The 12,718-nt window shown below is 52.6% G+C and carries 7 protein-coding genes and 2 pseudogenes; 4 read left to right on the forward strand and 5 right to left on the reverse strand.

Going from position 1 to position 12,718, the window contains the following annotated elements:
• Nucleotides 1-3: 3 nt before the first annotated feature.
• Together P186_RS01375 and P186_RS01380 are read right to left on the reverse strand one after the other, a co-directional pair.
• On the reverse strand, nt 4-918 hold the full coding sequence (locus P186_RS01375) for a hypothetical protein (RefSeq protein ID WP_148682590.1): 915 nt from the start codon (nt 916-918) through the stop codon (nt 4-6).
• Nucleotides 908-3,874 carry a helicase-related protein gene (locus P186_RS01380; protein ID WP_014287587.1) on the reverse strand — a complete coding sequence of 989 codons (2,967 nt, stop codon included), beginning with the start codon at nt 3,872-3,874 and terminating at the stop codon, nt 908-910. Before P186_RS01380 ends, P186_RS01375 begins: the two co-directional genes overlap by 11 nt.
• A 93-nt stretch (nt 3,875-3,967) precedes the next feature.
• On the opposite strand from P186_RS01380, the gene P186_RS01385 reads away from it, so the two are divergent.
• Nucleotides 3,968-5,098 carry a hypothetical protein gene (locus tag P186_RS01385; protein WP_148682591.1) on the forward strand — a complete coding sequence of 377 codons (1,131 nt, stop codon included), beginning with the start codon at nt 3,968-3,970 and terminating at the stop codon, nt 5,096-5,098.
• A gap of 121 nt (nt 5,099-5,219) precedes the next feature.
• Here P186_RS01385 and P186_RS01390 read toward each other — a convergent pair.
• Nucleotides 5,220-5,360, reverse strand: a pseudogene (locus tag P186_RS01390) ([LysW]-aminoadipate/[LysW]-glutamate kinase); the annotation flags it as partial.
• Nucleotides 5,357-5,497: pseudogene (locus P186_RS01395) on the reverse strand (N-acetyl-gamma-glutamyl-phosphate reductase); the annotation flags it as partial. The pseudogenes P186_RS01395 and P186_RS01390, both read right to left, overlap by 4 nt.
• Nucleotides 5,498-5,711: 214 nt before the next feature.
• On the opposite strand from P186_RS01395, the gene P186_RS01400 reads away from it, so the two are divergent.
• Nucleotides 5,712-6,575 (forward strand): hypothetical protein, encoded by an 864-nt coding sequence (locus P186_RS01400; RefSeq protein WP_014287592.1) that lies wholly within the window; start codon nt 5,712-5,714, stop codon nt 6,573-6,575.
• Between the two features lie 234 nt (nt 6,576-6,809).
• Entirely contained in the window at nt 6,810-10,949 is a 4,140-nt protein-coding gene (locus P186_RS01405; protein WP_014287593.1) for a hypothetical protein, read from the forward strand.
• Between the two features lie 86 nt (nt 10,950-11,035).
• On the opposite strand, the gene P186_RS01410 is transcribed toward P186_RS01405, so the two are convergent.
• Entirely contained in the window at nt 11,036-11,497 is a 462-nt protein-coding gene (locus P186_RS01410) for a hypothetical protein (RefSeq protein ID WP_014287594.1), read from the reverse strand.
• Nucleotides 11,498-11,948: 451 nt separating this feature from the next.
• On the opposite strand from P186_RS01410, the gene P186_RS01415 reads away from it, so the two are divergent.
• A complete protein-coding gene (locus tag P186_RS01415; RefSeq protein ID WP_014287595.1) occupies nt 11,949-12,653 on the forward strand; it encodes a ParA family protein in 705 nt (234 codons plus the stop codon).
• Nucleotides 12,654-12,718 lie beyond the last annotated feature (65 nt).

Here is a 12,718-nt window from a genome sequence, read left to right on the forward strand (position 1 = left end):
TGTCTACCGATCTTGCGGGGTAAAACTTTTTATTTTTTTATCTTTGGTGATGACTAAGACGAGCCGATCGTTTCCCTTTATTTTTTCTCTTATGTAGCTGTTGCTTATGGCGGCTCCGCACTTGGGACACTTCCCGTCTCCTTCTCTGATTGTCCCTTCTATATCCTCATTGGTTATTTCAACTTCGTAGTCCCCGTCTTTGTAAACGGGCCTCCAATAAACGCCCCGCTTTGAGTCAAGGCCGTAATCCAGCACTAGTGGGACCCACGCTCCGCATTTTGGACACCTCACCTGTTTTACCCACAGGTAGTGGGCTACCTCATCCCCGTCATATGGGGGGTAGTACTGCGCCAATTCTTCCTCTAACTCTTTAGCTATTCTACACGCCTCTTTGAGCAAGACGCCGGCTTTGTCTACCTGGGGATCGTTGCATAAGGCCTTCATATCTGCTCCGAAGCCCCTTCTGTACCTCTTCTTTAGCTCTTCCCATACTTTTACGTTGATGAGATCGCGTCTCCTTTGGATTATTTCAATGGTTTTCAGTGCCAGCCACTGTACGGGGTTATAGTCTATAGCTACAGCATCTGCCCCAAGCCTTATAGCTTCGAGGGGGATGGAGCCCCCTCCGGCGAATGGATCAAGGATTTTGACGCCTTTGAGCCTTTCTTTGATTTCAGCTGGGGGATTTTTCTCAAAGCCTTCCTCTGGTAGGCCTAACGCCTTCTTTGCCAGTTGGTGATCCAGATCCTCGAAGAGGGCTGTGAGTAGTATGAATCTGGAGACTATTAGGGGGGCTCGTGCAAGGGAGGTGGCCATTTCGAAGTGAGGGGGTCTGTAACTTCTCTCTTTGACCGCGAGTGCGTCTACTTGTCTCTTTATTTCTTTCCAGGGTCCTGAAAAAGGTCTCTCAATTATCATATGGTAGCTCTACTGTTGGTGTTATTAGTTTGGTGAATTCGTTGTAGGGTATTACGTATTTCTCTTGTGTTACTTTGTATTTACGTACGTGGTTTGCCAAGTGGGTACAGGGATCGCGGTATTTTTTCACTGTATTGTTGCTTAGGTCTACCACGTATAGATACATGTGGTTTTTAAGCGCCTTTGTGTACTGTAGATCTACGAGTAGGGCGGCGCGGCGGGCGCGGTTTGTCTTGCTGGCGCACAGCGCGGCCCACTCCACTGGCTGAATGTGGATTTTGCTGTCTGGGCCTTTTACCGTCTTTACCTCCACCAGTCTGACTCCGTCGGGGCATACAGCTATGTAGTCGACACCTGTCATTGGTATGTGTCTCAGATCAACTATGTGGCACCCCTCTTTTCTATCTAGTTCCATGGCTATTTCCTCGCCTTTGGCGCCTTGTTCCATCAAGTCGCTTCCCCACTCGACTCCTAGCGTGAGGTAGCCTAGTGGCTTGTATATGGCTGTGAATAAGGTTGCCGTCTCTATCTTGGCATTGCCGCATGCCTCTCTCAGCATGTTAACTGTTGCCTCTAGTTTCTGTAGGAGCTCTTCTTTTTGGCTGGCTTTTTGTGCTTCTGTTAGGCCCTTTTTCTTGTCTATTGCTTTTAGCATGGAGGTGTACTCGGCGAGTATGGCGTTTTCCTTGTTTTGACAGAGTTTTTTGACTTGCTCCTGTAGCTTTGCCTTCACTTCACCTAGTGCCTCTTCGGGTGGCTGTGGGCTTTGTTTTGACTCCTGTATATATATGGGGAGGGTAATAGCGGAGAGTGGGACTTGGCCTTTTTGGCACTGGGTGGTGTTGGGCTGGTAGTAGGCGGCTACGTGGCTTAGTGTGTATTTTTCTAAGCGGTGTCCTTCGGGAATAGCAACCTCTGCCGTGCCTTTTATGACCCAGAGGTTGCCGTCTGCGTAGCACGGCTTGTCTACCTCTGCCAATATGGAGCTTGGGAGTTTTTCTAGGTGGTACTGAATTACTGCCTTGGCGAGGGGGTGTTCTACAGTTATCCTCTCGGGGCAGTTTGACGAGAGGCCGAAGCCGACTAGGCCTGTGCACGCCCCGCGGCAGAGACTGGCTAGCTCTTTTGGTAGGTATTTTATTCTGAAGCAACCACCTGCCTCGTCGTATGATCTGGGGTCGAGGGTGTTTAGCGTGCCGAGTACCAGGGTTTGGAGTTCCTCATCCGTGACGTAGTCTATACATCTAGGATCTTTTTGGAGTCTGACTCGGTCTTTTACTAGCAGGTCCTCTAGATCTTTAAGGGTGGCTTTTGACTGCGCGAGGCGTTCTACTTCTTCTGAGGGGTCTCGGCCTTTCAGCGCTGCGTCGATTAGCTTGGCGAAGTCTCTCTCGTCGGCGAGGTTTCCTAGGTATTCAAACACTCTGCCGAGCGCTTTTCTTATCTCCTCTAACTTCTTGAGGAGGAGTTCGTAGACGCGTCCGTCTATGGTGCCGTCGAGTAGGAAGTTGTAGACTAAGACGGGCCTCCTCTGGCCGTATCTGTGCACTCTGCCGATTCTCTGATCTATGCGTGTGGGGTTCCACGGGAGGTCGTAGTTGATTAGGAGATTCGCGACTTGGAGGTTGAGGCCTTCTGAGGCGGCGTCTGTTGCCACTAGGATCTGGCCTTTGTCTCTGAACTCGGCCTCGGCCGCTTTGCGCTCCTCGTCTGACATGCCTCCGTGGAGGAGAACTACGTGGTAGCCGTCTTTTCTTAGCCTCTCTGCGAGATAGTGCATTGTGTCTCTGTACTGGGTGAAGACGATTATCTTTTCTGAGACCTTTCCCAAGACCTCTCCTAGTACCTTTTTCAATGTGTTATACTTGGTGTCAGTGGCGAGGGCTTGGCCAAGCTGGTGTAATCTCCTTAGCATTTCAATCTCCTTGTCTAGCTGGGTCTCGTCGACTACGCGTTGTATAGCCTCAAGCTCGCTTTTCGGGGTTTCGGTTGGCTTGAGCAGGCCCCTCTTTATGGCTTCTAAGGCTTTTAGTCTTCTCTCGATGGTCCTCATGGCGGCGTATGTGCTTGAGGACGCTCTCTTTAGGAATACCGTAGCCACGAGGCCTATGGCCGCCCTGCGCTTCCCCTTGTACTTCTGGGCTATTCCGTAGTAGTACCGGACGTACTTCTCGACCTCTCCGTAGAACTGCGCCTCGTCAGGTGAGGGGGCTATTTTCAACGTTGTGGAGTGTCTCTCTGGTATGCCGGTTTCGTCGTGGACGTCCTCTCTTAGTCTCCTAACGACGTACCTCTTAACGGCAAGTCTAAGAGAGTCGTCGTCTGTAACTGAGCGGTCTATGAGCCTTATCCGTGCCATGAAGTCTAGCCTATCCCCGTGGTGTGGAGTGGCCGAGAGGAGCAGGACGTTTTTCGTAGCGGAGGCCAGCCTCTCGGCGGCTTGGTACCTCTTGGTGGGTTCGCGGCCCCTTGCGGTTAGGTTATGTGCCTCGTCGAATACCACGAAGTCCCACCCCTGTTGAAGAAAGTCATCTACCCTCCTTTTCAAGAAATCTATGGAGACGATGCCGCAGTTGGTATCGCAACGCTCTCTGCAGACTTGGCACTCTATGTCGAATTTCTCCGCCAGTTCTCTCATCCACTGGAAGACCAGCATCTTCGGCACGACGAGTAGCACCTTCTTTACGTGGCCTCTCATCATTAGCTCTTTTATCAAGAGGCCGGCCATGACGGTTTTGCCGAGGCCGACATCGTCGGCGAGTAACAGCCTAACTGCCCCCTCCTCGTAGTAGCGACGCAGTCCAAAATTTACAAAATCAAGCTGATACCTAAGAGCATCAACTCTACTATGCGAAGGATTTACACACGGCGTGTAGTTACTAAGTAGATGAATCCTCAAGGCAAGCAGTGAAAGCAAGTTATATGGATACGGGGAATATCCCCCGCTAGAGGCCATAAAAACGCGCAAAAACGGACAAATTAACTTTATTACGCGTTTATGATCACTCTGTAATTTATGGTCTTATAAATCAGCACGCTCCATCTATAGATGACCCTGCCCACCAATAGGCATGGAGGATCTGGCCGGCTTACATCATCATCCACTTCAATTGCTGAGTTAAAAGCAACTGCACGTAGATTAAATAATATAAGTGATATATCTGAAATAGATGATCTTAGAAATAGAGCTATTATTAGTATAGGTGGATTTGTCTTATTCATAATAATCAGTTTGGTATTTTTGTACACTCATAGTTCTAGGTTTTCTTCTATCGAAAGACTAAAAGAAGTCGTTGATCGACGCCTTTCGCGTCTCGTTCAGAATTGGGGTGATGAAGGATTAAAGACATTAGCTATGGAAAATGCGAAGCGCTGGCTTGAAGAGATGTTGCAAATAGCAGGTAGGTATTCTGACGAAGGGGTAGTGAGGCGGGTTATTCGTGAAACCGTTCTCACATGGTTGGATAAATATGAGGAGGAAATAATGAAAGGCTATATTTCTGTAGCACGCTACTTGATAAAGATCCACGGGTTAGAAAAATATGTAAAAGGGTTTAAGTCTCTACTCTCGCCTATCAAACCAGTGGAGCAACATCGAGCTCTATACGTGTATTGGTGGACTGATACAAAGAAATATGTGGCTTGGAGCCTAAGTAGAGTTGGAATAATTGTACCTCATGGAAGTAGGGTTTTAGTTCCTACGTGGTTTTGGGAACTAGATACATCAGTAAGTGGGGGGAGAGAAATAATACAGATTGTGGGAGATTTAGGCAAGTGGTTGAGGGACTTGGAGTGCCCAGATAAGTGGAAAAGCTGTGTAATTACTGCAATTGGGGAATACGTGAATGGTCATCTGGAATCAGCATTGCAACGGGTGTTAATATGTCTTGACTCGGCTCTTGACAAAGTCGCTAGTCTTCTTGGTGCTTTTAAAGAGAGCGGTGCAAAAGATGGAAAGAAGCGTATAGACTACGACAGAATTTCTGAGGAGTTGAGGAGAATAGCTGACATTAACGTTGACCCACATGAGTTAGAGAAGATGCGCAAGATGCGGAATTATGTGGCTCATACCCCGAAGCCGGATGTAGACTTTGTAGAGGCTAATTCTGTATTTTATCGATCTTTGTATATAATGAAGGGCCTTTGCAAGATTTTAATCTCTAAAGAGGAAAAAATTTAGGGTTGATAATGAAAGTATTGTAGATATATAACTTTGTATTACGCCGGCTTGTGTGTTCCGGTTCCATTTAGGGCTGTGCCTATAGGGTTATCGACGAATCCGTTTGCGATTGTTGATCTGGGCCTAGTCGCCTCATCAGGTCGTTTACCATGTAGCCGCCTCCGTTTACCACGACGGCTCGGTCTGCGTATTTAGGGAGGTTTTGTATTGTCTTGGTGGGGTCTTTGAAGACTACCGACCCCCCGATCTTTATGACTATCATATGGGGGCGGTGGGTATTGTCCTCAGCCCCTCATCCTCTGGGAAGCCCATGGCGATGTTAAAAGCCTGCACAGCCTGGCCTGCGGCGCCTCTAACTAGGATGTCTATCGCGGCAAAGGCGACTGCCCAGCCGAGGCGGTGGCAGTTCGATTTCTGGCTACGTCGTCGGCGTGAGCTCGGTGCCTGTATGTGTTTCAACTATCTTTGGTCTCCGGCGCCCCCCCTTTCAACAGGGCTACACTCGTAGGGCCTAATTTCCTTTCAACTACCAGATGGCAGGCAGTAGGAAGATGTGGGCATGGAGGGTGTAGATGTAGTAGTTCATTTAATAATTTGTTAAACCCCACGCCTCATGTCTAGAGGCCGGTATGTATACGAAGACCCCTCGATCGGGGCTATTATTTCAGCTGTCGCCGTCGTCGACTTTATCTTGGGGGAGAGGCTTTATGAGAGTTATCTAAAACAGACCATCAAGGGTCCTGGGGATTTATCCCTAGTCTACAAAAACGCCAAGGTTGTAGTAATTGAATTTAAAGCCCCAGAGCTAGCTACGTGCAACTGGAGGAAATGCTGGAGGTATGAAATTGGACAAGTAAGGAGTAGCCTCTTTAACAAATACTTACAGCTAGCCAGTAAAGGGTTGCTGTTCTTAGGTCTGGTACACGGCTTGGTCAAGCCATCCAGAGCCCCGCCTAACGGCGACGCGACATTTCGCTACGCGCCTCTAACCACAGCCTTCGTACCTCCAAACGACGCCGGACGATGCCTAACAATGCTAAGTCAAAAGAACACTACGACGTTAAATATAACTAGTGGATATATCTGGTTTCGTTATCTATTTCGCGATTGTGATATAGATCCTAGACGTGTTTACTTTGTAGATCTTACACGTGTTACATACCGGCGGGATTTTGTATGGCGCTATTTTGCCACTTGTACATGTGAAAGATATGCTTGTAACTACGCCATAGGCAGAATATGGACTCAAGAGTGCGGACAACTAAAAATAATAGATCTAGCCAATTTGCTTTGTTGTCTAATAAAGTGTAAATTTGGCAAACTGGATGAAGAAGCCAAGGACTTGTTGAAAATGGTAGCGTCTTATTTGCAAGAAGCTCCACACGAGGCCCCATATCTATATGTCCTAACGTCTACCTTAGAGCTAATTCCACTACGCGACTTCATAGATATGGTGGGAGGAGGAGGGGAGGGGTAATCCACCTACACCCCTAGACGTCTAAGCCCCAGATCGCCGGTTTAGAGAAGTGTCTGTTCCTCTTTCCCGCTTTTAGAAGTGGCAGAGGTTTCGAAAATGTACTAGTGAACCCCAATCTAAAACCGTGCCAAGACTTCCAAACTCCCACACAATACATATACAGAGAGCTAGAGGCGGCCGCTGTAACAACCCGGCTGAGAGATAAGTGATATATATAAACCCGCCCACATCACCGTGGTTGTCGCTGGCGACTTGTTTGCGCCGTATAATAAGGAGAGGGCTGACCGGTACCCCTTCCCCGCTGTGGTGGTTGGACCGCCTCGTAGCGGCAAGACATTCTTTAGAACTAACTACGGGGTGGAGGCCGGGGAGAAGATCGCCGTCGAGAAGAGCGAACTCGCCGAGGAGGCGGGTGGGGGGCCGTATAGGCTGGTCTACTACATCCCGTGGGACGACGCGGAGAGATACGCCAGCGGCGACGCAAAGAGGGCCGTCGAGCTAATCAAACGGCATTTTACGCCTGTGGAGTACCTCGGGGTAAGATACATGCCGCCTGGCTTCGTGGCTGAGGTGGTGAGGAGGCTGGAGGAGGGCGGCGAGGGAGCCGCCGTGAAGTACCTAGAAGAGCAACGGGAGGCCTACGAAAAATTCTCCACGTTGCTGGCGCCGGACAAGTGGGATAGGGTACGTGAAGTGTTTAAGAGAATTGGCTACTTCACCTTGAGGGAGGCGGTGTCGTTTTTGACGGAGGTATTGTGTATCGCCGGCGCTCTCCCCGTTTCTAAATCCGTCCCCCTCGTTTCTAAATTTCTAGATCTGGTGGCGGCTGTCATAAAAGTCTTCGGCAAAAACTGGATTACGCAGTGGATAGAGCAGGGGGAGAGGTGGAGAGGCCTACACGAAGACCTGCGGAAGGTGTTGGCGTGGAGAGCCGCCGCGAAGCTGGGAAGAAGCGGAGAGGAGGTGGAGAAGGCGCTGGACGCGCTCTACGGAATAGACACCACAAAGCTGGAGGAGGTGGTGAAGAAAATCGAGGAGAAGCTCGCCGAGCTGGAGAGTGGGGTCTCTAGGCTTGAGGATAGGCTCAAGCCCGTCAACGCCGTCTATACAGAGCCAGAGGAGCTGGGCGTGGAGCGCAGAGACGGCGTGTTGTACGTAATGGGCGCGCCGTACGTAGATCCGGCGCGGCACGGCCTAGCACAAGCCGTGGATGAGGTGGAGAGGAAGGTGCGGGAGGTGGTGGAGAGGGGCGGCGTCCTTGCCATAGTCGGCCCAAGAGGAGTCGGCAAGTCCACACTGGCTAGGGCCATGCTGGCGGAGGTTCTGAGAAGGGCGGCGGTTAGAGGCGTCGTGGACGTGGGGAGGCTGGGGCACAAGGATTTGCCATATGTGGTTGAGAGAGTAGGCCGTAGCTATGTCCTGTTCTACGATCCCTCTACGCCTAGATTCTACGAGCTGGGTGGTCTTGAAAAGCCACTGGAAGGGCCGAGTCCTGAGGCCCCCGGCGTAGTGGCTGAGCTTGTCAACTTAGCGCACCGCGGGGGGCGGCACATAGCGTCGGCGGTTTTGGTACTGCCGGTGGACGTCTACAACGCGCTGGGCGAGGAGGTGAAGAGGCGCATTACTCCCGTCGTTCTTGACTTGAGGAGCGTGGATTTCCTCGCCGAGATAATGAGGCGGTACTCCGGTTGCCAGCTGGAAGGAGAGAGACTGAGGGCGCTGGCCGAGGAAATTGCGAAATCCGACGAGGGCCACACCCTAATCGCCAGACTAGTCGGCGAGGAGTTGGGCAGGCGGGGCTGCCAGCTTGAGAAGGTGGAGGAGATGGTGAAGGCGGCCGGGGGGAAGGCCCTTAGGTTTATGCTTATTTACGTCAACGAGATGTTGAGAGTTAGGTGGAGGGATCCCTCCGGCACGTATGAAGACGAGGATGTGGCCGAGATTTTTTCACAAATTCTAGCGGCGAGGCAATACTACAGCCGAGACCTAGGCCCGGGGCGCGTGGTCGCGCCGCCGCTTCTCTTGGAGAGATGGGCTAGGTGGAGATGTGCCAAGTTATTTAAGAGCGAGAGATGTCCCAGAGAGCTCCCGCCCAAAGAGGTGTACAGCTGGCTCTCCCGGAGGCACCACGACCTGATAGAAACCGCACTGACTCTAGCCGCGTATGCAAATCTGTTAGAAAAAGCGGATAGAGAAGACGTCCGTAAAATAGTTGAAGACGCGGAGGTGGAGTTGAGAGTTTGGAAAAGGGCGAAGACAAGCCCCTACACCGTTGTCCACTTTCTTGTAGAATACGGCCCCGATTTAGAAAGGGAGTGGGAGGGGGCCACCTGTCTAGAGAAATTTGCATTGATGCTCGGCGCCGCCATCGCTGACCAACCATACAAGCCATTTGCCGAAGCGGCAGAGGAGGCTGAAGAAGACCTAAAGGACGCCGCCGAAAGGATAGGGAGGAGGTGTGTGATAGACGGCTATCTGCTGGCCGACGGCGAGCTGACGCCATTCACCCGCGAGCTTCTGCGGGCAATGGCCTTAGAAGGCAAGATGCCGAAGCCCTTCGCAAGCCAACACGGCAAAGCTCTGGAGGAGGTGGAGAAGCTGGTAAAGACGTGGAGGGAGAGGGGAGGCTTCAAGCGGTGGGAGGCTATCTACGGTCTTGGCTTGGCCGCAGTGGTTGCGAGGGCGGAGGCGCTGGATAGAGATGCGGCTGAAAAGGCGCTGGAGGCGGCTGTGCCAGCTGTGCAACGGGCGGGATCTCCGATCGCTGTTGGTGTTATTCTCGACGTGCTTTCGCAGTTGAAGGAACACGCGCCGAGCTGGTGGGTCGCCGTGCTTTACGCCGCGGCTACGCCGGCTGTGGTTGAGCAAAAGGAACTGGCAGAACGTATTTTAGAAGAGGTTGAGTGGGCTAAGGAGCGTGTGGAAGAAGACTGGGCAAGAGCGCTACTCGCCGTTGCCTATGCAACAGTGCCTACAAAATATACCGGGTCTGAGGAATCACGTGGAGATTTATGTCGGCTTCTAGGCGGTATTCATGACCCTGATTTAAAAACTCTGGCAGAGATAAATACGCTTATGCCCCTTGCCGAGGGAGGCCTCTCACCGTGTGGTGTCGACATGTGTACAGAAGAGGCAAGAGAGGGCTGTATGGAGTTTCTGGAAAAGGCGTTTGAAAGGAAGAAAGGCGAGCTGTTGTCAAAACTGGAGGAGCTGAGGGAAAAAGTGAAGAAAAACAAACTAAGCCCGGAACTGGAGAAGTACCTAGCCGCCTTATCTCTAGCGAGGCCACCAGTGGCGATTCAGATAGTGCTGTCAGTGGCTGAGGCTACGCTGTACCACAGCTTTGCGAGGGTCAAACTATATGCTGGCAAGCTAGAAGAGGCAAAGAAATACTATACCATGGCGGCTGAACTTTATAAAAAGCTGGGGCAGTGGGAAAACTACTTAGTTGCTTCTTCTTTGGCCGCTAGAGCCGGTGTGTTGAAAGCTGTTGACCTTCTTAACGCCGCTGAGATTTTTGAAAAACTGTGGAAAGAAACGAAAGAGCACATAGAGCCGACTGCTGGTATGATGTATGTTGCCTCTGGCGTATTAGCTAAGTATCTTGTCTACCTGGCGGCTTCCGGCAGTATAGAAAAGGCGGCTGAGGCGTTAAGAGAACTCGGTTGGTTGCTTAGTTATAGAAGCGATGCACACATCGCAACTCTCTATATGTTGAGATTGTTAGGCGTTGTGGCGGAGGCGCCAGACACCGGCGAGCTGTTAAAGGCGTTGGAAAGATACGCCCATCCGCTTCTTAAGCCAGCTCTAGCGGCTTCGCTTGGCGCTCCGCCAAAGCCCATAGATGTAGCGTCGATGTGTGCTGAAGCCGCCGAGGTGACACCCGATTTGTACAAACGTGTGATTGAAACTACAGAGGGGGATGTTGACCTGTCTCAACTGGGGGAATACGCTTGGCCTTTCGCGTTTTGTCTCGACGCCTACAAAGCCGTTACAGGCGACATGGAGGCGCTTAACCGAATACGTGAGCGTGTAAAAGAGTGGTTAATGGAAGGGTCAGAGCTCCTTTCTGTACTAGATCGGCTTGATGCTGTGGGGCTGGTGCAAGTGTTAGCGCCTATACGCTCACGTGGCCGGCTTATTCTTCTGCTTAGGACCCTCGACGAGGCTAGAGGCGCCGAGGGCGCAGAGCGGGAGAGGCTTCTCGAGCTGGCGCGGACACACGCGCTGGCAGGCAAATATGAGTATAGGGGGACTATAGGCGAGACGCTTTTCGGCTGGGTAGCCGATGCTGTTAAGAAATGCGGCGGCTATACGAACAACTGCGAGGACTTAAAGCTGGCGTTGCTCAAGCTCTACTACCTTCACATCTAGTCGGCCGAAGCTGGTGGATAGCTGGCAGAGGCGTCTTTAGACTACCCCGCCTCACCACAGCGGTTAATAAGCCTCGCTGGGTGGAGCTATGCCTGGACCAGCCACTTCTCCAGCCCTCTGGCACACCTGACCGCTCTCTCCGCCGCCTTCTTCAACTTGTCGTACATCTCCCTTCTGTCTTCTCCGCATGCCTCGGCCAGCTTCTCGGCCAGAGACAGCAGAGCCGACGGGCTGTAGCCGACGGCGTAGGAGCCGAGTGGGGTTCTGATCAACAAACGGCCCCTCCTCACCTCCGCCTCCACGGGGCACCGGTCCATTGTCATGTCTATCATCTCGATGGCCCTCTTCGTGAGGCGGTAGACGACGCGTGTCCTCCCGCCCCTCTCAACCCTCGTCCACTTGAGGAGGCATAGCTCCTGGGCCTTCTCCAACACGTAGACAGCATCCCCGCCGAAGGCCCTGTGCAGATCCCAGTAAGACACCTCGCCGCCCAGCCCAACGGCGATTTTCACCGCACGCCAGACCTTGCCAAGCTCCACAAAATCCACTCCGTATGTATAGCACCGCCAAAAATCCCCATCAGGTATTTTACACAGGTAGAGGGGTGGACCGAAACTAAAAACACGCCTTTCCCCTATAAACACTGAGTGGGGGAAAGTAAAGCGGGGCGCCGGGGGTCGACAGCGGACTTAATTAACAGCCGCGTATTTAGGCGCCTGCCCACGGGCTGGGAGAGGGCATTGGGTGCGGACTCGGCCAGCCTGCCCTTTGACCTCTCGTTGCCCAGTCCTCGCCGGAGTTTTGGCTGGGCCGTCAGAAGGGGGCATCCGCCGGCTGTGGAGGGGCCTTTTGGAGTCTTCCGCCGCGTTTAGCTGTTTTTAAACGGCTTGTTAGACGTGGTGTGTGTTGAGTCGAAGCCGGCGTGTGCGGAGCGGCGGTTTGTACAAATTTTGAGAGGCGCCGAGTTTTTGTACAATACGCCGTGTCGTACAAGGGGAGGTGAGGCCGGTTAAAACTGTGGTTGTCTACTCCCTAGACGGAGGGGTGGGGAGGACCACCTTGTCCGCTGTCCTTTCTGTGGCTAGGGGGTATGTCCTCATGGTTGATATGGACTGGGAGAGGGCTGGGCTGTCTCAGCTCTTCAAAGCGCCTAGGAGGCCGGGTTGGCTTGCGCCGTATTTAGGCGCGGGGGTGCCGTATGTACACCGCGTCTCCCCAACGCTTTACCTAATACCGGGCTACGAGGCGGCTCTTCTCTACACGAGGCGTGGGGAGGACTTCGCCAGAGAGGTGGAGGAGGCTTTTCTCGACTTCGCCGAGCGCCTCCCCGCGCTGGCTCAGAGGCTGGGAATCCCCGTAGACCTCGTGGTAATCGACACCGCGGCGGCGCTGCGGCTGGGGATTCTGGCAGAGATGCGGAAGATGGGGGTCTACGGCGTGTTTGTGGGAGACCGCCGCCTCGTCTCAAAAATTTCAGAGGCGAAGGCTGAGCAGTACCGCCGGTACCTGGCCTACTCCTCGGTGGCTGTGTTGAATCTTTTGGAGAGGGACGAGTTGAAAATCGCGAGGAAGTTGACGCCCGCGGCTATTAAGAGGGTTGCCGTCGGAGACCGCCGCGGCGTGTCCGTCGCCGAAGCCGTGTTGAGAGATAGAGAAAACCGCAAGTCGATAGACTACGTGCTCGCCGCGTTAAAAACGTCGTGATGAGGGGCGGCCGGCGTGCGGCTGGAGGCGGAGGGGGCTCCGCGGGAGCGGCGTGTGTGTAGAAA

This window comes from Pyrobaculum ferrireducens (genome assembly GCF_000234805.1).
In the GTDB taxonomy this organism is placed as follows: Archaea; Thermoproteota; Thermoprotei; order Thermoproteales; family Thermoproteaceae; genus Pyrobaculum; species Pyrobaculum ferrireducens.